Origin of the sequence: Flagellimonas sp. (assembly GCF_965601775.1) — a bacterium.
GTDB lineage: Bacteria > Bacteroidota > Bacteroidia > Flavobacteriales > Flavobacteriaceae > Flagellimonas.
Window position 1 is genome coordinate 1,405,452 of sequence record NZ_OZ271837.1, and the last position, 22,667, is coordinate 1,428,118.

18 protein-coding genes are annotated in these 22,667 nt (G+C 39.6%); 10 read left to right on the forward strand and 8 right to left on the reverse strand.

Features of this window, described 5'->3' with window-relative positions; genetic code table 11:
• Positions 1-161: 161 nt before the first annotated feature.
• The 6 genes from ACSLUF_RS06630 to ACSLUF_RS06655 form a co-directional block, all read right to left on the reverse strand.
• Positions 162-593 carry a hypothetical protein gene (locus ACSLUF_RS06630; RefSeq protein WP_435625320.1) on the reverse strand — a complete coding sequence of 144 codons (432 nt, stop codon included), beginning with the start codon at positions 591-593 and terminating at the stop codon, positions 162-164.
• 109 nt (positions 594-702) lie between these two features.
• A complete protein-coding gene (locus ACSLUF_RS06635; protein ID WP_435625321.1) occupies positions 703-1,365 on the reverse strand; it encodes an OmpW family outer membrane protein in 663 nt (220 codons plus the stop codon).
• A 62-nt stretch (positions 1,366-1,427) separates the two neighbouring features.
• Positions 1,428-2,018, reverse strand: a complete 591-nt coding sequence (locus ACSLUF_RS06640) for a Crp/Fnr family transcriptional regulator (protein WP_435625322.1) — start codon at positions 2,016-2,018, stop codon at positions 1,428-1,430.
• Positions 2,019-2,227: 209 nt separating this feature from the next.
• The gene (locus ACSLUF_RS06645; RefSeq protein WP_435625323.1) at positions 2,228-4,648 is read right to left on the reverse strand and encodes an ABC transporter permease; all 2,421 of its coding nucleotides are present in this window, start codon (positions 4,646-4,648) and stop codon (positions 2,228-2,230) included.
• A 183-nt stretch (positions 4,649-4,831) separates the two neighbouring features.
• Positions 4,832-5,245, reverse strand: coding sequence for an RDD family protein (locus ACSLUF_RS06650; protein WP_435625324.1), 414 nt, complete (start codon positions 5,243-5,245; stop codon positions 4,832-4,834).
• Positions 5,246-5,281: 36 nt separating this feature from the next.
• Complete coding sequence (locus ACSLUF_RS06655; RefSeq protein WP_435625325.1) at positions 5,282-5,530, reverse strand: helix-turn-helix domain-containing protein; 249 nt, start codon at positions 5,528-5,530, stop codon at positions 5,282-5,284.
• 113 nt (positions 5,531-5,643) lie between these two features.
• Here ACSLUF_RS06655 and ACSLUF_RS06660 point away from each other — a divergent pair, with 113 nt between their 5' ends.
• The gene (locus ACSLUF_RS06660) at positions 5,644-6,042 is read left to right on the forward strand and encodes a hypothetical protein (protein WP_435625326.1); all 399 of its coding nucleotides are present in this window, start codon (positions 5,644-5,646) and stop codon (positions 6,040-6,042) included.
• 93 nt (positions 6,043-6,135) lie between these two features.
• On the opposite strand, the gene ACSLUF_RS06665 is transcribed toward ACSLUF_RS06660, so the two are convergent.
• The gene (locus ACSLUF_RS06665) at positions 6,136-6,615 is read right to left on the reverse strand and encodes a hypothetical protein (RefSeq protein WP_435625327.1); all 480 of its coding nucleotides are present in this window, start codon (positions 6,613-6,615) and stop codon (positions 6,136-6,138) included.
• A gap of 496 nt (positions 6,616-7,111) precedes the next feature.
• On the opposite strand from ACSLUF_RS06665, the gene ACSLUF_RS06670 reads away from it, so the two are divergent.
• Positions 7,112-8,674, forward strand: coding sequence for a PKD domain-containing protein (locus ACSLUF_RS06670; protein WP_435625328.1), 1,563 nt, complete (start codon positions 7,112-7,114; stop codon positions 8,672-8,674).
• Between the two features lie 131 nt (positions 8,675-8,805).
• On the opposite strand, the gene ACSLUF_RS06675 is transcribed toward ACSLUF_RS06670, so the two are convergent.
• Positions 8,806-9,510 carry a ribonuclease activity regulator RraA gene (locus ACSLUF_RS06675; RefSeq protein WP_435625329.1) on the reverse strand — a complete coding sequence of 235 codons (705 nt, stop codon included), beginning with the start codon at positions 9,508-9,510 and terminating at the stop codon, positions 8,806-8,808.
• A gap of 105 nt (positions 9,511-9,615) precedes the next feature.
• On the opposite strand from ACSLUF_RS06675, the gene ACSLUF_RS06680 reads away from it, so the two are divergent.
• From ACSLUF_RS06680 to ACSLUF_RS06715, 8 genes are all read left to right on the forward strand, one after another.
• The gene (locus ACSLUF_RS06680; protein ID WP_435625330.1) at positions 9,616-11,946 is read left to right on the forward strand and encodes a chondroitinase-B domain-containing protein; all 2,331 of its coding nucleotides are present in this window, start codon (positions 9,616-9,618) and stop codon (positions 11,944-11,946) included.
• Positions 11,947-11,949: 3 nt separating this feature from the next.
• Positions 11,950-14,187 (forward strand): alginate lyase family protein, encoded by a 2,238-nt coding sequence (locus tag ACSLUF_RS06685; RefSeq protein WP_435625331.1) that lies wholly within the window; start codon positions 11,950-11,952, stop codon positions 14,185-14,187.
• A gap of 7 nt (positions 14,188-14,194) precedes the next feature.
• A complete protein-coding gene (locus tag ACSLUF_RS06690; protein ID WP_435625332.1) occupies positions 14,195-14,542 on the forward strand; it encodes a cupin domain-containing protein in 348 nt (115 codons plus the stop codon).
• Positions 14,543-14,958: 416 nt separating this feature from the next.
• Positions 14,959-18,084: a SusC/RagA family TonB-linked outer membrane protein gene (locus ACSLUF_RS06695; protein ID WP_435625333.1), complete on the forward strand. Its 3,126-nt coding sequence runs from the start codon at positions 14,959-14,961 to the stop codon at positions 18,082-18,084.
• Positions 18,085-18,102: 18 nt separating this feature from the next.
• Entirely contained in the window at positions 18,103-19,539 is a 1,437-nt protein-coding gene (locus ACSLUF_RS06700; protein WP_435625334.1) for a RagB/SusD family nutrient uptake outer membrane protein, read from the forward strand.
• 40 nt (positions 19,540-19,579) lie between these two features.
• Positions 19,580-20,551 (forward strand): PKD domain-containing protein, encoded by a 972-nt coding sequence (locus tag ACSLUF_RS06705; RefSeq protein ID WP_435625335.1) that lies wholly within the window; start codon positions 19,580-19,582, stop codon positions 20,549-20,551.
• Between the two features lie 36 nt (positions 20,552-20,587).
• The gene (locus tag ACSLUF_RS06710) at positions 20,588-21,499 is read left to right on the forward strand and encodes a polysaccharide lyase family 7 protein (protein ID WP_435625821.1); all 912 of its coding nucleotides are present in this window, start codon (positions 20,588-20,590) and stop codon (positions 21,497-21,499) included.
• Positions 21,500-21,512: 13 nt separating this feature from the next.
• On the forward strand, positions 21,513-22,514 hold the full coding sequence (locus ACSLUF_RS06715) for a polysaccharide lyase family 7 protein (RefSeq protein ID WP_435625336.1): 1,002 nt from the start codon (positions 21,513-21,515) through the stop codon (positions 22,512-22,514).
• Positions 22,515-22,667 lie beyond the last annotated feature (153 nt).

The following is a 22,667-nucleotide window of genomic DNA, read 5'->3' on the forward strand; positions in this document are numbered from 1 at the left end:
TGACGTTTTTCGTTCCACGGGGTAAAAATATAAAATTGTTTGTACATACAAATAAAACCATCAAAAAACTTATTTTGAACCTTGTTCCGATAGCATTTCGTGCAATTACGCTAAATGACCAAGTATAGACTTCCTATCTCGATTATCGTTTTTATAATAATCTATTTGTTTTTTTTGATTAGCTCCGACCTAACCACCTTTCCTACGTCTGCAAAAGACATCCCATTTACCTTGACAGTTTTGTGAGACTGCCTAATCTTTTCAAATTCTTCGGCAATATCCGCATAGGTACTTTTGGTAAAATATTCTACCGCCACAATGTAGTCCCAGTCGGTTGAGTCATTATCACTCATATTTTCCAATAGCATGTAATCTCTAATCAGTCCTTGTTCTTTTGCAATGCGGTCCATCTCAAACCAGTTCTGAAGTACTATTTGTTTCAAATCACTTTTATGGCCATCAATACTTTTTAAGTAGGTATAGGTCCAGGTCAAATCTCTTTTAGGATTTTTATTTATATCATCTGAACATCCAGAATTCATAAATAAAAGAGTCATAAAGAGGACAAAGCTTATGGCGTTTCTTTTTTTCATGAGAAATAGGTTCTCTTTCGTTAAAACTTCTCTAAACTAGTCATAAATAATGTCGAAATGTATAAACTATTTCCTGTCCATAATAGGACCTTATTATCTTAATTCCATTTTAGAATCGATATTTGACACCTATATTAAAGATAACGGGATTGTATTTGAGATTGTCCAACCTGCTATTATCTCCTTCGTTTTCCATTCCGAACTCGCTAAAGGTCACATATTTTGCCTCCCAATTCAATGCCCATCTTGGGGAAAGATTGAAATCAAGTCCAGCAATACCTTGAAAACCGATATTTCCCGAATTCGAGAAGGAGCCGTTTTCTCCGTTGCCAAAATCTAGATCAATTTCCTGTATTACGGAAGCCCCTAGTCCCAAATAAGGCTTTAAACGGCTCTTTGTTTTGAAATTATAAATCCCATTTAGATAAATAAAATTAGAGGCATAGTCACCTTTGCTGCTAATATTATCATTGCTTATGGTAACCTCATTGCTTTTATATTCCCACCCAATTTCGGTAGAAATATTCTCGGTTAGGTAATATCCCAATGAGATTCCTGCTGTATATCCAAACCCGTTTTCCACGGAAACATTTGAATTTTCATTATCACTTGTCAATATTAAATCCATGTTTTGAACCCCAATAAAACCTGCATAAGGTTTCACATAAAAATTCTTGCGGACTTCTTGATTCGTTGAATTCTGTGCAACTGAAAGTGTACTGGTTAAAAGGCATAGCACAGGGATTACCTTCAATTTTAAATTTTTCATCATTATTGTTTTACAATTAATGATCAAATTTATGTTGGGTGTTCCGCAGGACTTGGTAACCTATGTTACGATTTTTTACCTCTTAACCGACTTAAAGCTGGTCTGGTAATTCGGATATAGCTAGCTATTTGCTCCAGGGAAAGGCGATTGTGGAGCTCGGGGTATTCTTTCATGAAATCATAATACCGTTTTTCTGCATTATCAAAATGTTGTGACTCAAGTCTGTCATCCATTTTTATAATTATGGCTTCTGCCATCCGACGGCCAAACTTTTCAAAGCTTGGAAATAAGTCATAACAGGTTTGGATGTGGGTGTAATTAAAACATAGTAAATCTGTTGCCTCAACAGATTTGAAAAAATATTTACTGGGTTCCTTGAGAATAAAAGCTTTGTAATGGGTGACAAAATTACCTTCTTTAAGAAATCGTGTGTTTATCTCATTACCCTTGTCATCCATGTAAAACCCACGTACGAGGCCTTTGACTATGAACCCAATTTCGTCGTGTTGTTTTTTACAATCGATATAAACCTCATTTTTTTTTAGGCTCCTTTCAAGAGAACCCTGGATGAAAAAAGTCAAGGCTTGGTCGTCAATATCCTGATAGATATACTTAATGACAGTACTAAAGAAGTTCCTTTTTTCTTCTAAGGTCATGGTATTGTTTTATGAAAGGGCATGAGTTTATGTGGTTCTTTGTTTTAAATATAGGTGATTGCAATCATTTCCTTGAAGGAACTACAAAATCTATAGGTTCTCCGAGTGATTCCCGTTCTATCTAAACAACGAACATAGAAGCTTTCATTTGTTGATTTTCGGAACGGAGCACTTTAAGGATGAACCCTATTCAATACAGATTAATGTGATTATTCGTTTCTGATTACCTCAACCGGATTGGTAGTAGCTGCTTTAAAACTTTGCCAGCCCACTGCAAATAGGGCAATGAAAAGGGTTAAAATGGCAGAAAATGCATATACCCACCAATCTATGGTTACTTTATAGGCAAAACCTTCCAGCCATTTATTCATAAAGTACCAACCCAAGGGCACTGCAATGCCTATTGCTAAGAGGATAAGCTTTATAAAGCTAAATGTCAGCAAATTCACAATGCCCATAACAGACGATCCCAAAACCTTCCGTATCCCAATTTCCTTAAGTCTTTGTGAAGTTGCAAAGGCAACCATTCCCAGTAAGCCCAAACAGGCGATAATGATGGCAATAATCGAAAAATAATTGAAGAGCGATCCAATAAGTAATTCTTTTTTGTACAATTTTTCAAAAGCTTGGTCGAGAAAAAAGTATTCAAAAGGTCTATCTGGAGTAAATGCCTTCAACTCTGCTTCCACTTGCTGAATCACCTGGGGAATATCGCTACCTAACATCTGTATTATAATGTTATCAATAAAATAGCTCCTAGGCGAAATGGTAAGAATCAAAGGTTCAATCTCCTCATGTAGGGATTGTAGGTGAAAGTCTTTTACAATGCCGATAAGATTCCCCTCTTTGGGTTCGGAAGAAGTTATACTTTGCATGGTCAACTTTACATCTTGCAAGTTTTGTACATCGAATTTCCGGGCCGCTGTTTCATTCATGATAAATGCCATGGTAGAATCGGTTCCATGGGTGGATGAGAAACCTCTACCTTCAATCACCGACATCCCTAGCGCAGGAATGATATTGTTGTCTACCAAAAGCGCTTTTGAATTTGCTTTGGTTTCAACCCCTTGATTAGTTATGAGGGTTTCAAAATCATAAAATCCTTTTTCCCAAGGGAAATTCGAAATGGCCGATACCTCGTTCACACCGCGTATTGCGGTTAGCTGGGCTTTAACCGACTCAAATCTGTTTTGTATGGTTTCATCAAAAACGGGAACAACTAGTGTTTGGCTTTTTTGGAGACCCAAATTCTTGGTTTTGATATAGTGCATTTGCGATTGTATGATTACTGTGGAAATAATCAAAGTAACCGCAACAATAAATTGCAAGACCACCAATGTGGATTGGGTAGAAGAGGTTTTGTTTTGTGCAAATATGGACCCACCCTTGCCCTTTAGAAAAGCAATGGGTTTAAAGCGTGCTATAAAAAACAAGGGTACTACCGAGATAGACAAACCAATTAATACCAAAAGGGCAAATAGGTAAAGAACGACCCCATTATCAAAAACCGCCGAAAGCGTTATTTCAGTTTCCATTCGAGAATTGAACACGGGCAGAAAAATAGCCGCCCAAACAAAAGCCAATAGCAGGGATACGAAAAGGTAGAGGAGACTTTCGGTCAATAACTGCCGCCAAACGTTTCGGTTGTTGGCACCCATCACTTTTTGAATTCCAACAGACTTCAAGTGCAAAACTATTTTGGCAAGAAAAAGATTGATAAAGTTAAACGCAGCTATGAACAAGATTATGATTCCAATGCCCACAAACAGATAGAGCACATTTTTATTTATGGTAGGATGCAACTCATTTTCCAGATTGGAAAAGTGAATATCCGACAAGCTTTCCAAGGAGTGGGAACGCGACTCCGCAATATACTCGGGTATATGTTCCGCCTCTATTTTGCGAAGAGCCTCTGCGGTCTCCCCTGCATTGATATCTGAATTGAATTTTACAAAACTATAAACCGGAGGATAGTGCCAAGTTTTGTGAATATCTCCCAACCAGTCCCCCCATATGTACTCTGCGGCTTCCATGGGAACAACAAAGTCAAGCTGTATGCTGGACTGTGAGGGAATATCTTGTAGAATGCCTGAAACGGTAAATACATGCTCTTTTTCAATGGTAAGTACCTTGCCAACCGCATTTTCCGAACCAAAATATTTGTCGGCCATGGATTGTGTTATCAAAATACTGTAGGGGTCGCTTAATGCCGTTTTTCGATTTCCCTGAACCAAGGGAAAGGAAAACACCTCCAAAAAATTGGAATCCACATAAAAAAATTGGGGTTCCTGAAAAACCTTGTCTTTTTCCATATAACTCACGCTTACACTATGGGGCAACATGCGAACGGTCTCTTTTGCGGCTGGGAGATGGGCATCCAACAAGGGAGTAAAAGACAAAGAAGAACTTGCAAAATTGCGTGTTATGCCCTCTTCGGTCTCATGCGTCTTTATCCGGTATATTTTTTCAACATCCGTATGAAACTGGTCATAGCCAAATTGATGGTTGACAAATAGTAAAATTATAATGCAGCATGCTATGGAAACAGATAGGCCAAATAAGTTGATAAGCGTGTTTAACCGATTTCTGTTTGCCCGTCTCAGAATGGTCTTTAGATAGTTTTTTAGCATGGCGATTCGTTTTTTCAGTAAACCGACAACGATTATCGTGCCATGTTATAAAACATTGTAAATCAATTAATTATAAAAATATAATTTCTTTTTACGTAAAATATTTAGACAGTGTTTGTACAATATATTTACAAGATTAGTATAAACCTTGCGGGAGCGAGGGCTAGCGGGGAGCGGGAGAAATCATATATCATAAACTACCTTAGTATTTGATATTGTTTCATGGAATTTGTCATCCGTAAAAAAGTTAACCGCAAAGGCTAAAGGAAAAAAACGGCCTAAAGTCCTAATTAAGATGTCAATTTCATTAGGCGAAGTATTGTTCTTCATTACCACTTTGGTTCTAGTCAAAAAATTACCGATTGTTTTCAAATAACAATATTCCATCACGAAGTAATATGCGAAATTCGAAAGTATAATAGTACCGGCATAAATTAACACCCTGTATTCATGTATTTCTATTTGATTCACTTTTCTTGCCAACAAATAAGTAATAAATGCAATCAAAAAAGAACTTAATACGTCAATAATTGAATTTAACCATGCATCGGAGTTGCTAATATTCTTATATGGTTCTTTAGGATTGTGTTTATTCATTTTTTATAAAACTGCCATGGTGAGAAGAGCTGAAAATTACTCTAACAAATCCAAAAGCTGTTCTTTGTCTAATTGGAGTGCCTTCGCAACACGGAGCAATGTAAGAACGGAAGTGCTTATTTCGCCATTTTCCAAACGACTAATTTGAGTACGGCTAATATTGGAGATTAAAGCCAGTTTAAGTTGGGATAGGCCTGCTTGTTTTCTGTGCTTCTTTATTTTTTTTCCGAGCTTTTTCTTGAAAGCGGTTTCCTCAGCTTTGAGTTTCTTTTCCTCGTATTGCATGTGGCAATATCAAGATAAGGGAATGTAATTTTTGACACATATTTGCACATATTTTGATTGTTCCTTATTATTGTAGATGTTTTTAGCATAGCCCTAAACCTAAATGCACCGCTATGCCCGAGACCAACTTACCCTATCGATTTGAGAATTTTTTGGACCAACCTAAGCTGAAAAAGCTAAATCTACATTTTGACCAACTGGATATTTTTAGTTTTTACCAAGGCGAGTTTTTAAAACTAAACTCTAGAAAAAGCGGACGCGTGGTCATCACGAAAACGGCAAAACCTGGCTTGATGAACCTAAAGGTCATGGACCAGATTATCTTTTCGTGTGCATTGGAATTTACCAAGGGCAAAAAAAGTAAAATGCGCAACGTTCCCGAACCCTTGGGCAAAGGCCATATAGAAATGGATACGGATAGGTTTGTTTTACACTACACTATTGAATCACAAAGGAAAGACCAACAATTGCAATTTTGTTTTGTCTACCAAAAGTTAAAACAGGATTTTTAAGCAAAAACCACTCCGCTACCTAGCAACTAAAAATAACCAAAAAACCACGACACAACTGCCGTGGTTATAACTTACTTTTGCCAGAAGCACCAGTTACAGACTGGCTACTGAAGAGGGTCGGTTCTTAGCTGGTAAAGAAACCATAACTCCCAAACTAAAATATCCCTCGGAAGTTTGCCGAAATACATGGCGATACCCTGTATATACATTCAAATTTTGGGTTCGCAGGGCGTTAATCCGAACACCGGCCAATGGAGCTGGTGTCAGTGCAATGTCGTTAGCGCCAAGCCCTGCAAAAGTCCAAATTCTCTTATCGGCTAGGGCATACAAAGCAGAAGCTTCAAAATTAATAAAGTCTCTGTTGTCAAAACCTGCCATACCCACACCTCCTTGAAAACCAAAATGGTCCCCGGTAAATTTGGTATATGTAAACAAACCTTGATTGGAATTTTCAGAAAGGGTGCCATCTACTTGTAGTAATCCCCATTCCATTGAAAAATAACCTCCTTCTTGGGCCTTGAGCGACGAAGACAGAACGCAGAAAACCCCGAATACTAAAATCACTTTCTTCATAATTTCATCTTTAGTGTTACTCGATTCGGGGAAAATCAAAAATAGAAATCATGAGAAAACAAGAGGTATTTTTAGTCAAATCCTCTATCATTCGCAGAATTATTCGGCAAAGCACCTGACCGCTCCTCCACTTAACCAGCCAAAAAGGGTAGCGGGGTTGGGCGGGTGAAAAAAAACCACGACACTTCTGCCGTGGTTTGTATGCTTACTCTTGGTGTAACCACCAGTTATAGGCTAGCGGTAGCGGGGTAGAAAGTATCCCAATTAATATAGCACAAAAGCGCAATACAATGGTCTGCTTAAGTAGCTATATCTAAATGGCATTACTGGATGTCAGATTTTCTTTTCCATTGGGAAACTGGAGTTGAGATAAAAAAACAGGACATTTTTTGAGGTATTAACAGTTTTTTATCAAAAAAAAAATATATTTACCAAATAAAATTGGTTAACCAATCTAGTAAACCAATTAATTTAATTCTCTAAACACATCCTAATTATGAAAAATAAACTGTTACAAAATGTTCGTTTTGGCCTATTTGTGGCACTGGTTACAGGCTATATGGTTTCTTGCGACAATGAAGAAGAGGGTCTACGGGCAGACCAAAGCATGGGAGAACCAGCTGAACTTTCTGTAAATTTCACTACGTCTTCCACTTTTTTGGAAGTTAGCACTACTAATACTTCATCCAACGGGAGAACCTATTTGTGGGATTTTGGGGTTGAGGGTACGGATGATGATACTTCCAATGAATTTGCCCCATCATATATTTATGAAGTGGGGGGGACTTACAATATTTCTTTAACAGTTACAGGCGAAGGTGGCCAGGAAAATACGGTTGTCCAGCAAATAACGGTTTCAAGAGAGATGATAAATCCTATGGCGGCATTTACCACGGAGGAGGACTTTTTGATGGTAACCTTTAAAGATGAATCCGTTAATGCGGTTTCGTATTCTTGGGATTTTGGTGATGGAACTGGCACATCGACAGAGGCAAATCCGGTTTATACCTACGCTACCGCTGGAACCTATACCGTTTCCCTTGAGGTGACTAGTGCTACGGATGATACGGATACGGTAACATCAGATATTACGGTAGAAGCAATGCCGGTCCCCCCAGCTGCGGACTTTAGTTTTGCAGTAAATTTCTTGGAGGTTACGTTTGCAGACACTTCAGCTGCTAATGACGGAAATATCACAGCATATTCTTGGGATTTTGGAGATGGAAGTGGTACTTCAACGGCGCAAAACCCAGTCTACACCTTTGCCGCGGCTGGAACATACCAGGTGGCACTAACCATTACTTTTGATGATGTTTTGGGAGAAACTAGCTCAACCTCTACCCAAAGCGTTTCCGTAACCGCAGACCCAGGAGCTACGGCAACCTTTGCTGCTGTTATTCAAAATGCAGATTTTCAAACCTATCCAACTGCGGAAAACAATAATAACGATCTTGTAGATGCATGGACGGTTGATCCTGACAATACGTTTAATGATGGTACAGATACCCCCTTTAACTTTTGGAGAAATGACGATTTGGAAGCCTGGGTATCAGACCCTGTCAACAATGGTGGTTCAGGTACAACGGACAAAGCAAGTTCCTCTGGAACAGATGCCATGTCCGCTGGTGGAACATCGGATAGGTCCATCAAATTTGATAGTTCTGGTGAAAGGGCATATCAACCCTTCGAAGTAGAAACCGATGTGATATATAGTATTTCTGCTTTTGTTAGAACCGAAAGTACTCCGGTAAGTGAACTCGAGGGGACCTTCTATATTTTATCTGACGAGCCAGCAGCCGACACCGAATTGGCTTCGCTAGCATTGGTTACTGTTCCGGTTACGTCAAATGCGGTTGATGGATGGCAACAAGTATCATTTAGCTTTAAAGCGGAGGCTACTTTTAGTTTCCCGCAAGATCGAGTGGATGAGAATGCCTCGGATATTTTGACCTCCGTAGATCAAAAGTTTGTGATATTCTATTTTGTTCCAACTACAACGGTCACTAGCGATAACGAGGTGTTCCTAACAGATGTGGTCATAACAACCCCAGGGTTCTAAAATGAATTCGTTCATTAGTAAAAAGGTTAACCCGATGATTGATTTTCATCGGGTTATTTATTTATTCTGATTAATTGATTACTAGATGTTTCTTTTTATTGTAAGGATGGTGTAAAAAGGTTGTTTTTCCATTATTGCTTTTCCAGCCATTCCTCATATTGCCGTTTTGTGGTATCACTAGTCAACGGATAAAGACCGATAATTGATTCTCCTTTATGTACTTTTTCCAATACAAATGCTTCGTATTTTTCCATGGCTAGACATTCCTCTGCAATTTCTTCAACTAAGTGAATAGGAATTACAATTACGCCATCCGCATCACCAACCACTAAATCACCCGGAAACACGGCTACATCACCACAACCTATGGGTACGTTAATATCTATGGCCTGATGCAGTGTTAAATTGGTGGGTGCCGAAGGCTTTTGATGGAATGAGGGAAAATCTAGAGCAGCAATAGCTTCGGAATCCCTAAAACCACCATCTGTGACTACTCCTGCGACACCTCTTTTCATTAGACGTGTTATCAGAATAGATCCTGCTGAAGCGGCCCGAGCATCTTTTCTACTATCTATCACTAAAACCCCGTTTTTGGGACACTGTTCAACGGCCAATCTTTGTGGATGTTTTGAATCTTGAAAAACCTGAATTGGATTCAAATCCTCCCGTGCAGGAATATATCTTAACGTAAACGCCTCGCCTACCATCTTTTTGGAATTTAAGGAATGCACATTTTGAATAAATTGGTTTCGTAACCCCCTCTTAAATAGAGCTGTTGCAATGGAAGCTGTACTTATGTGCAGATAGGTCGCCAGAAGAGTACTTGAGATTGCCATAATTTTACTGGGTATTAAATTCGAAAAAGGTATTTTATTGTTAAAAATTTGTCAAGTTTTCAAATATACATATATTTGGTAAACCAATCTGGTAAACCAATTTAAATGAACTACTCTTCAAGAATAATTTGGTGCTTGTTTCTAACACTTCTAGTGGGCTGCCAAAATGAAAAGCGGACAGGGTTAGTATCTACTATTGATGAGTTCAATCAAGCCGTAAAAGAGGCAAAGCCCGGAACTACTATAACGCTGGCAAACGGGATATGGAAAGATACGGAATTGCTTTTTGAAGGCAAAGGGACAAAAGAAAACCCTATTCGACTTACTGTCGAAGAAAAAGGAAAAGTAGTACTGGAAGGCCAATCCAATTTGAGAATGGCAGGAGAATACCTTTATGTGGAGGGATTGGTCTTTAAAAATGGATATACCCCAACCAATGAAGTTATCTCTTTCAAAAAAGACAAGAACTCGTTGGCCAACAATAGTCGTTTAACAGAATGCGTAATAGATAATTTCAGTAATCCTGAACGACATGAGCCCGATACTTGGGTTGCCATCTATGGCAAAAACAACAGAGTAGACCATAATCATTTAGTGGGGAAAAGAAATCGTGGCGTTACCATGATAGTGCGCTTAAATTCTGTTGAAAGCCAAGAAAACCACAATCAAATAGACCATAATTATTTCGGACCAAGACAAAACCTAGGGTCTAATGGGGGTGAGACCTTGAGAATTGGGACGAGTCATTATTCGAGAAAAAATTCAAATACGCTAGTTGAATCCAACTACTTTGATAGGTGCAATGGAGAACATGAAATAATTTCGAACAAATCCGGCCAAAACACCTATAAAAACAACGTGTTTTATGAATGTACCGGAACCTTGACCATGAGACACGGGAATCAAACCTTGGTGGATGGAAATGTATTTATTGGCAATAACAAACCAAGCACTGGAGGAATCCGGGTAATTAACGGGCAGCAAACGGTTACTAATAATTATGGAATCGGGTTAACGGGTTATCGCTTTAGAGGTGCTTTTGTAATCATGAACGGCATCTACAATTCCCCAATCAATAGATACGACCAAGCCAAAGATGCTGTGGTAAAGAACAATACCTTCATTAATTGCGACCATGTGCAGTTTTGTGCCGGTGCAGATGAAGAGAGAACCGCCCCGCCGGAGAATTGTATTGTGGCCAATAATATTTTTTACAACGAAAGTCAGGATAAACTATTCACCGTTTATGATGATATCACTGGAATAAGTTTCAAAGACAACATCTTAAGTCCTAATATAGAAACCATCTCAAATGAAGGGTTTGTACCAATGAAGCTGGAACTGTCTTTGAATGATAAGGGGTTTTTATTACCTGAGAACAGTGGTATCGAGGCTGGAGCCTCTATTAGTGATGAAATCGCAACAAAAATGAATACCGGCGTTTCATGGTACAGCAAAGAACCATCGGACAATGCTCTAGGTTCTGGAAAAACCATCGAAGTTCCTGAAGGGTTAAACACCCTATATGATGCCGTAAAATCAGCAAATGCTGGAGACATTTTGGTTTTGAATAATCAAGGAACCTATAGTTTGACCAAGACAATATCCATTGACAAGCCTTTGACTATAAAAGCCTCAGATACCCCAAAACCGCTGGTGTATTGGGAGAAAAAATCATTGTTCCAAATTGAAAATGGAGGGAGCCTCTCTTTGGATGGAATTCGTTTTGATGGTGAAGAAGCTCCAGATAGGACCGGGAACTCGGTAATCACTACAAGCAAATATTCGATGAACAAAAACTATACATTGTTCATAAACAATTGTGATTTCACCAATTTGGATGTCAACCATTCCTATGATGCCATTCGTGTGTACAAAAACACCTTTGCGGATACCATAAGTATTACCAATTCAAAATTTAAGACCATTTCAGGTAATGTCGTAGCACTGGATAAAGAAACCGATGATATTGGTATTTACAACGCCGAATATGTAATTGTCAAGAACAACAGTTTCCAAGACATAGGTGGGGCTGTGCTAAGATTGCATCGAGGAGGTAAGGATGAGAGCACTTTTGGACCCTTTCTTGAGATGGGTCATAATGTTTTTGACACAGTTGGACATGACAAAAGAAACAAATATGACGCGTCAATTTCCCTATATGGGGTGCAGGTGGTGGATGTCAAGAACAACATTTTTAATAAATCCCTTGGTCTGAAAATGCATTTGGTGGTAGGTGAGCCTATCGTACATGTTTTGAATAATAATCTTTTCGAAACCGGAGACCTTGAAGTTACAGGAGACCAGAAATATACTGTAGAAAATATGTGGTCTTTTCCTCCCGATTTTAGAGATGACACCTATCAATTGAATGATACTTCACCGCTTCGCGAGTTGGCTACGGATGGTTTAGACCTGGGATTGATTCTAAAATAACAAATGAAGGTTCAACAAAAAACATATCTCCTATTTGTTGGTTTGTTGATTTGCTTGGGAATCAGAGCTCAAGAACACCCTAATCTCATTTTGACCCAATCTGGGATTGAATCTATACGGAAGAATCTAGGAACAATTCCTTTGTTTGATTCCTCCTTAAAGACTGTACAAAACGCAATTGACCAAGAGATTACTTTGGGAATTGATGTGCCCATTCCGAAAGACTATTCCGGCGGATACACCCATGAAAGACATAAGCGCAATTTTTTGACGATGCAAAAAGCGGGCTTGCTTTATCAAATCCTAAATGATGAAAAATATGCGGTTTATGTTCGGGATATGTTGTTTAGCTATGAAGCGCTTTATAAGACCTTGCCCGTTCATCCCAAAGAGAGATCGTATGCTAGGGGCAAATTGTTCTGGCAATGTTTGAACGATTCCAATTGGTTGGTTTATACAAGTCAGGCATATGATTGCATCTATGAGTTTTTGTCCAAAGAAGAACGGGATGTTTTGGAAAAGAACCTTTTTAGGCCTTTTGCGGATTTTATCTCCATAGAAAACCCACAATTTTTTAACCGCGTACATAACCATAGCACCTGGGGCAATGCAGCGGTGGGCATGATTGGTTTGGTCATGGGTGATGATGAACTCGTAGATAGAGCGCTGTACGGCATTAAAGATGCGGGCTTAGAAACAGATGCTAGGGATAACGATGGAGGATTCATTAATACCAAAGGTAAAGCAGGCTTCCTCGCTAATCTGGACGAGCCTTTTTCTCCAGATGGATATTATACCGAAGGGCCCTATTACCAGCGGTACGCCATGTATCCTTTTTTGATTTTTGCGGTTGGATTAAATAATGCAAGACCGGAGTTAAAGATTTTCGAATACAAGGATAGCGTTTTATTGAAATCGGTCAAGACATTGATAAACCTTTCAGATAAGGACGGGGAGTTTTTTCCAATAAACGATGCCCAAAAAGGGATGTCCATATTTTCAAGGGAATTGACCACTGCGGTGGACATAGCCTATCACTACGGAATTAAGGATGCGGAGCTATTGGATATCGCTCAAAAACAGAATCGGGTGGTTTTGGATGATTCTGGTATGGCTGTCGCCAATGCCGTTTCACAGGGGCTTGCTAGACCGTTTTTGAAAAAATCAGTTGATTATTCAGATGGCCCGAAAGGTGAAAAAGGAGGAATATCCGTGTTAAGACAACAAGATTTGGAGCTTGTTTTTAAGTATACCGCGCAAGGTTTAAGTCACGGGCATTACGATAAGCTATCCTTTATGCTGTATGAAGATGGGCATGACGTCATTCAAGACTACGGAATGGCTCGTTTTGTAAATATTGAGCAAAAAGGAGGAGGCAACTATCTCAAAGAAAACAAAACATGGGCCAAACAATCCATTGCACACAATACCTTGGTAGTCAACGAAACTTCTCACTTTGATGGGAAATACGAATTGGGAAGCAAGCATCATTCACAAAGGTTTTTTTTAAATATATCTGACAATAAGGTACAAGTTGTAAGCGCAAAGGAGCAGAATGCTTATCCAGGTACTGCAATGCAAAGAACTATGGCTATGATTGAGTCCAAAGAGTTCAATAAACCTTTTATGCTGGATGTATTCAAAGTGAATGCCAACAAAGAGAATACGTATGATTTCCCCATGTATTTTATGGGACAAGTAATACAGACCAATTTCGGGTATGCAACTTCAACAACTTTAGAAGCCTTGGGAACTAAAAATGGGTATCAGCATTTGTATTTGGAAGCTAGTGGAATTTCAAAAAAGGGAATTGGAAAACTCACTTGGATGCGAAACAACCAATTCTATACTTGGACTTCAGTTACCGAGGAAGGCGATGAGTTTTTATTTACAAGGTTAGGGGCCAATGATCCTGAGTTTAATTTAAGGCGGGATGCTGGTCTGATGCTACGAAGAAAAGAAAGCCAAAACACCTTGTTCGTTTCAGCGATAGAATCTCATGGAAGCTATAGTCCGGTAACGGAATTGTCCTCAAGTTCCAGAAGTAGTATTGAGGAATTGAGTATTCAACTTAACACGGATAAATACACGGCAATCGGCTTGAAGCATAGTAATGGAAAGAAGGCGATTTTAATTATTTCAAACCAAGACCCTTCGTCGGAAACAACACATAAACTGAATATTAAATCAAAAGAATATCAATGGAAGGGGCCATACCTTTTTGTTGATTTTAAACCATAAGAATACTATGAAAACATTCGGAGCAAGTAAAGAATTCATTAATGGAAATGAGTTGGACTGGGAAACGGTAGGACCAGGTTTAAAGCGAAAAATCATGGGATACGATGATAAAATTATGTTGGTAAAAGTTCATTTTGAGGTGGGTGCTGTTGGGCAAATGCATGAACATTACCATTCGCAAGTCACCTATGTGGAAAGTGGAAGTTTTGATGTCACCATAGATGGAAAAACCCAGACATTAAAAGGAGGGGATGCCTTCTATATTCCACCTCACGCCATGCACGGTGCCATTTGTACGGAGGCGGGAGTCTTAATTGATGTTTTCAGTCCTATAAGGGAAGATTTCATGCAATAAGAATCAACGCTGTTGATTTTGTTTAGTGTATATGATTTTTGCATGAACAAATTCGATAAATCTTTAAAATTTTAACATTTAAATGAAGAAATCATTTTTTTTTGGCTTTTATATAACATATATTTGGTAAACCAATTTGGTTAACCAGTTTGGTTATTCAAATGAAGCAAACCTGAAAACAACAACTAAATCAATTGAGATAAACAAAAAAAGGACAGGTGCACGCCTATCCTTTTATAAATTACTTCTTTCGGAGGGAAGTAAAATTCAACAAATACATATCGAAATATAATTTGAAGAATTCAAAAATAATCAAATTCTTCCAAATTTCATACTAGCTATTTGTTGTGACTATAATGGTTTCGATGTTCAGAACGCCATCAGAATCATTCAAACTGTAATTAACTATTTAACAAATGAGCTTAAGAACTAAACTTTTATTAGTTGGATTACTGCTAGTCAATATCCAGCTTTTTGCACAGCAGACCATTACCGTCGTTGGGACGGTATCGGATGCCAACAGTGTTCCCATTCCCGGGGCCAACGTTGTTGTAATGAACACGGATAGGGGGGTCCAAACGGATTTTGATGGAAATTATTCCATCGCAGTGTCCTCAGGAGAGGTATTGCGTTTCTCCTATATTGGATACGCAGCGCAGACGGTAATCATTGAAAACCAACAAACCATCAACATTGTTCTACAGGAAGATACAGAGCGATTGGATGAGGTTGTCGTCATTGGATATGGTACGCAGAAGAAGTCCTTGCTTACCGGAGCAATTTCCAAGGTAGTAAATGACGATTTAGAACAAATTTCTGTTTCTCGTGTTGACGAAGCATTGATTGGTCAGGCTGCCGGGGTAAATATTCAAAATACTGAAGGTGAAGCGGGTGGAGCGCCAACCATTCGTATTCGTGGGGTAGGCTCCATTACTTCAAATAGTGGTCCTCTAGTGGTTTTGGATGGAGCGGTAGTGGATTCCGATTTCTTGACAAACCTGGACATGAACAATGTAGAATCGTTTGAAGTTTTAAAAGATGCGGCTTCAGCGGCCATTTTCGGTTCTAGGGGAGCGAACGGTGTAATACAAATTACGACCAAGCAGGGTAAAGAGGGTAAACCAAGATTTACGTATAATACGTTTACCGGTTTCAAGGAAGGTAGAAGAAGTGATGATTATGATATTGATTTTGAAGGGGAGCTCCAAAGAGAGATTGCCATAACTGGAGGACTTTCACTGGGGAGCCAAATGAGACAGCTCATCAATGCTGAAAACAATTGGCAAGATATTATCCTAAACGGCGGTACTATTCAAAGCCATAGCTTAAGTGTTCGAGGAGGGACAAAAAAGACCAAATATAATGTCAACATAAGTTATGTTTCTGATGATGGGGTGCTTTTAACGGATAGTTTCGAACGGTATCAGGCCCAATTAAAATTGGATACGGAACTTTCAGATAAATGGAAAATTGGTGCCAGCTTTTCTCCATCTTTTTCCAATAGAAGACGATTTAGCGCCACTGGCCTTTATGATGTTATTCGCCAGCCGTCATGGGTTCCGGCCAGATTGGATGAGACCAATATCAATTTTGTCAATCGTGTTAGGGACGGAGGAAGATATGCGAACGCCCAAGTTGGAGATTATGTACTTCAAAGAATGTTCGATGATTTTGCATTTCCAGATGGTGCCACAAGTATTTTTGATTCCAATGGTAACTTCCTGGGTGTTCCTGTGGGTAGCGGAACGGATGTAAGTAATACCAGTAATATTAATCCCTTGGCCAAGTTGCTCGAAAGGGAACGATTTGAGGATCGTTATAATTTTTATGGAAGGTTGTACGCAGACTACAAGTTCACAAAAGATTTAAGTTTTAGGTCTTCCTTTACGGCAACCTATGAAAATCGAATAAGGACAAACTATGAAGGTGTAAATGAATCCAGAAATGGAGCTGCCGGTGCTAACGCCAGAAATGATACTAGAAGCAGGTATGCCTTAATATCTGACAATATTCTGAGTTACAATAAAACCAGTGGCAAACATGAAATTAGTGCCATTGCCGGTGCTTCCTTTGAACATAGATTCTTCGAGGAATCCATTATTGAGACTAGCGGATTTACTTCCGACCTGATACCCAACGTTGGAGGAGGTTCCATAATTAATCAAGCAACAGCCTTTGAATACGAAAACTTTCTAAATTCCTTTTTCGGGAGAGCTATCTACTCCTATGATGGAAAATACCTTTTCAATGCAAGTTATAGAACGGATGGAAGTTCCATATTTGGTAGAGATGTCAAGTATGGTGGATTTCCAGCTGCTTCCTTGGGTTGGGTAGTATCCAACGAAGATTTTTTAAAGGATAGCAATGTCGTAAATCAACTGAAGTTTCGTGTGAGTTATGGGGTTACTGGTACAAATGACCTAGCTTCTGGGTCATTTCTAACGGATAATTATCCTTCATTAGCATTATTGCAACCATCCAGTGCTGTGGTTGATGGAACTATTGTGAATGGTTTTGACCCTGCCAATATTCCAAACCCAAATTTGCAATGGGAACGATCTATTGAGATAAACCCTGGGGTTGATTTCGGCCTGTTCAACAATGTAGTTTCAGGTTCCATAGACTACTACAAAAGAACCAGTGACAACCTCCTCCTAAATAATCCTGTTGCGGGAACCACAGGTTTCACCAATGCCTTGGTGAACTTGGGCGAAGTGGAAAATGAAGGAGTGGAATTTGAGCTTAGAACTCGTTTAATAAGCACCGAAAAAGTGAGGTGGGGGGCAACCCTGATTGGGTCATTCAACGAAAATACATTGGTGGAATTTGGGGATTCAAATGGACAGGTTGTCAATACCGGAGACGGTAGTAGACTGGTAGAATGGATCAATCAGGAGGGACAACCCATATCTTCATTTTATGGCTACGTATTCGACAGGGATATACCCTTCGAATTTTTGAGCGACCCTTTCCGACAGGTAGGAAACAGAACCCAATTTGCATACGCCAAGGATTTAAATGGTGATGGACTTATTGATGAAGATGACAAAACAATTTTGGGAGATCCCTACCCAGATTTAATCTGGAGTTTTGGTAACGATTTACGAGTTGGCAATATGGACTTCAGTTTCTTGTTTCAAGGAAGTCATGGAGCTAAAACGTACAACTTGGGAGACCAGTACATTTTTGACTTTTTCAACAGTAATACTGTAGACTTTGACCGCTCTATTACTCCTGACCAGCAGTTTTTGGTACAGCGAATATTTACAAGTCAATTAGTGCAAAATGCCGGGTACGTAGCACTCCGGACGGTTAGTCTTGGGTATAATTTCCCAAGGGATATTACCTCTGCTTTAAAGCTAACCAACCTGAGGTTGTATGCAACAGGCCAAAATTTACTGTTCATAACTGCTTCAGACTATTCCGGGTGGAACCCCGAGCATGTTCGGGCGCTTCCCAATGGCCCATTGACCTTTGGCTACCAAAGAGGAGGTACAGCTATCAATAGAACAATTACGTTAGGACTCAATGTTGAATTTTAACAGACAAAAAAAAGACTTATGAAACGATTAAAAATATTAGCACTTTGTCTCGGTTTCACGATATGTGCCTGTGATTTGGAGCCTGAGCCCGTAAATGCCACCACCATTGATGATTTTTTCAATAATGATGAAGAAATACTATCTGGAATCATAAACATCTACAATGCCTTGCAGGGAAGTAATCCCTTAGAGGGAGATGGTGGGTTTAACAATCCGTACCTCGGGATTCAAATTGAATACCAAATGGGGGAAATCTTAAGTGATAATGCAAGAACCAAAAGTGGGTCTCCTCAAGGCTTCGACTTTGAAACTTTTACGGTAACCCCACAGACGGCGGCGATTATTACGTATTACCGTAGTATGTATAGAATCATTTTTACAGCCAACGCAGTTTTGGAAAACTTGGAAAATGCTTCCTCAGATAATGCCAACAGATTTGAAGCTGAAGCCCGTTTCTTAAGAGCTTATGCATATTTTAATTTGGTTCGCTACTATGGAGGTGTTCCCTTGGTAGATCGCGTTATTTTTCCTGATGAAACGGAAATTGCCTTTACCAGGGTTCCGGAAAATGAGGTTTATGATCTTATACTACAGGACCTACAGTTTGCAGTGGCCAGTGATTTGGACAATGGATTCAGAACCAGAGCTTCCAAAGCGGCAGCCCAAACTTTTTTGGCTAAAGTATATCTTACCTTGGGAATCAATTATTTAGAAGCGCAACGCTTGTTGGAAGAAGTAATTGATAGTGGCGATTACGCGCTTGAGGATGATTTCTTGGATATATTCTACACAGAAGATAATAGCGAAACCATTTTTTCCATTGGCTTTGATGATACTAACGTTAATGATAGTCAAGGCTTTTCAGCTGAGTTTTTGGATGCGGTTGGACGTGGAACAGGTTCCAATTATGCCACGGCGGAACTGGTAGCAGCGTTTGACGCCTTTGGTGGAAATAGAGGGCAATTCTCATTCCGGGAAGACCCTGGAAATCCTGGTTTATTTCAAACCGTAAAGTTTTTACCCATAGTGGATGAAAATGTTGGTGTGACTTCGGCTCCCGCTAATCCAAGGATAGCTGGAAATGATTGGATTGTCACGCGATATGCGGATGTATTGCTGCTTCATGTGGAGTCAATCCTTGCAGGAGGAATGTCTACTACTGCTCCGGCTGCTTTGGAATCATTTCAGGCAGTTAGGGATAGAGCTGGATTGACCGATCCGGTGACGGAAATAACTATGGAGGACTTGATGAACGAACGCCGTGTGGAGCTAGCTTTCGAGAATCATCGTTTTCTGGACTTAAAACGATTTGGTGTTGCACAGCAAGTATTATCAGAGTTCTCAGCGGCCAACAGCCATGATTTTCAGGCTTTTGAGCTTTTACTCCCAATTCCGGCGGCGGAAATATCAATCAGCCAAGGCTTTTTAGAGCAAAATCCAGGGTACCCTAATTAATAAGAATGTTATGAAAAAAAATGTTTTAAATAGAATAGTAATGTTCAGAGTAAAAACTTTATCACTACTGCTTTGCATAGTTTTTGTTTCCTGTGATTTTATAGACGAACTTCCGGAAGCAAATTCCCAAGTGGATGAAACACCACCTACAGCATTTTTCACTTTTACGAATGGTGTTGAGGTTGAGACATTCAATGAAGTCAGTTTTGCCAACCAATCGAGTAATGCAACAACCTTCGCATGGGATTTGGGAGACGGAACCACATCTACAGAAGTTGACCCGGTGCATACCTATGCAGGAGAGGGCTCTTTTACGGTAACCTTAACCGTTTCAGATGCATTGAATCAATCAGCTACCTACTCTGAAACCATTGAACTAATAGAGCCAGAAGCTCCTGCGGTGCCAGACCCCGTATTACTAAATATGGACTTTGATAGGTTGCCAAAATCTTCAGGCTCAGACTGTACCTGTTCGGGTTGGATCAATACGGATGTAGGTGAACAAGGAGAGTCAAGTAGCGGTAATGGTTCGGATGTGCTTAAGTTGGACAATGCAGAACCTGACCATGCATATCAAGAATTTGCGGTTGTTCCCAATGCGGAATATCGAGTTGAAATACCCTATCTTTTCCAGTCGGATCAAGCTGGGGACCTTCCAAGTTCTCTGGAAATACGAGTTTTGGCAGGCGAAGGTTATGTTGATGGCTATACACCAGTTTACTTTACGGACACTACTGAAATCCCTCAAAGTGGATTTGGATATGCCACGGTGGCTCAAATTGAAGAAGCGGACAACAACTTAACCATCCAAGTTGTCAATAATCCGGATAGCGGTGACTACAGAAGCTTTGTCTTTACCTTTAATTCAGGTGCAAACGATAGTGTAGCACTCTTTATACGGGGTATCGGAAATTCTGGTCCTGAAGATCCTGCAGATTTTGCCCGCTATGGATATGCAAGTGGAGACGAAGAAATTAGAATAGATTCGGTAATTATTACAGCCGTCAACTAACGGGTATTGCTTAAGAAATTATACACTGTCAATATGATGAGACTTTTGGTAACCTTTTTATGTGCTTTTTTATTCTTTTCTGTGGAATGTTGCTTTGCACAGATCCAAGAGAATTCTGATACGGTTGAAAATGTTCCAGCCCAAGTCAGGAAAAAGAAGAAGAAAAAGAAAAAATACAGGTTGCCAAAAGTTGATTTAAGCCATTGGAAAGTGACTATACCGGAGGGTAGTGGCAAAGGTGGAGCTATTAGTGTTGCACCTCCGGAAATACTGGATTATGCGAACAATGAAACACTGCGACCATACATGTACAATGATTCCAGTGCTGGGGCACTTGTTTTTTATGCATACCCCAGTAAGGCAACTACAGCAAACACCAAATATTCAAGGTCTGAACTTAGGGAACAAATGGAACCGGGGAATGACAATGTCAACTGGACGTTCGCAGACGGCGGTTATTTAAAAGCAAAGATGTCCGTTCCTGAAATCACTAAAAATTCCGACGGAAAACCCCATCGCACTATTGTTGTTCAGATTCATGGGAGACTGACCAATGAACAACGGGATTTGATTGGACAAAAAGATAATAATGCTCCGCCCATTTTGAAAGTGTACTGGAAGGAAGGTAAGATTCGCGTTAAAACCAAAGTGCTTAAATCAAAAAGTGTATCTGCCGAAGGTATTTTACATGAAGAGGCCTGGGGTGATGATGAGGGGCGAACCTTCAAAGAAGAAGTGGGTTCCGGAAAGTTTCTTATCGAAGTCAAAGTTAGCGATGGAAAAATGGTCGTATCGCTCAATAAAAATGAATTTTTTGTTTATGACGATGCGAGTATGCGAAGGTGGGGTGTTTTTGAAAATTATTTCAAGGTGGGGAACTATTTCCAGACAAGGGATAAAGGGGCATATGCCAAAGTCAATCTTTATGAATTGGAGGTTTCCCATTAAATCGGCCAACAACATGAAAAAGAATACAAAACTATACCCTTACTTTATTTTGTTCATCCTTAGCAGCTTTGTGCTTATGCTGTCCTGCGGTCAAAATGAGCCGAAGGAAGAGGAACCTTTAGTTTGGACCACGGGAGAGGACACAAGTTCACAAGACAACGGTAGTGGTGGGGGAGATGGTCAATCTACAGACGAAGAAACGGAAGAGGAAACTGAGGAGGAAAATGATACACAAGGAGACCAATCTTTTGTCTTGCCGGATATCGACCTGAACAATTGGAAGGTAACCTTGCCCATAGGAAACAATGGTAAACCTACGGAAGTGGAACCACCTGAAATTTTGGATTATGCTACCAACGAGACCCTCCTCCCTTTTATGTACAACGATTCAATTGATGGGTCCTTGGTGTTTTATACCTATCCGGGCGTTACAACACCTAATTCTTCAAGATCTCGCACCGAGCTAAGGGAACAAATGGTTCCTGGAAGCAATAGTACGAACTGGACCTTTGGTCAAGGGGGAACCTTGAAAGGTGTAATGGCCATGGAGGAAATTTCAAAAGATAGTGATGATAAATATCATCGTACAATCATAATGCAAATTCACGGAAGACTTACCAATGAACAGCGGGATTTGATAGGGGAGGACGATAACAACGCTCCTCCGGTTTTGAAAATTTACTGGCAAAATGGAATCATCAGGGTAAAAAGTAAAATAGTAAAGGATGAAAGTACCACAGGTACAGCCCTTTTATATACGGATGCATGGACAGATGACGATGGGTTTAACTTTAGCCAAGAAGTGGGGTTTGATAAGTTTACTCTGGAAATAAAGGCAAGTGAAGGACGAATGGAAGTAATTTTAAATGATACGGAATCCGTAGTGTTTGATAGTCCAAGCATGGATAAATGGGGTGTTTTTGAGAATTACTTTAAGGCCGGGAATTATTTGCAGACCACGGATGAAGGTGCTTTTGCCAAGGTAAAGATTTATGAACTTGAGGTTAATCATTAGGAATAATTTGAGTTAGTTTAGTTATTTAGGGGGGCTATTGATAATGAATGTTGTCAATAGCTCTTTTCTTCCAAAAAAAAAGCTGAATTAACCCATTATTTGTTGAAAGAATTGTTTAAATTTAACAAACCAATCTGGTTAACCAATCTGGTT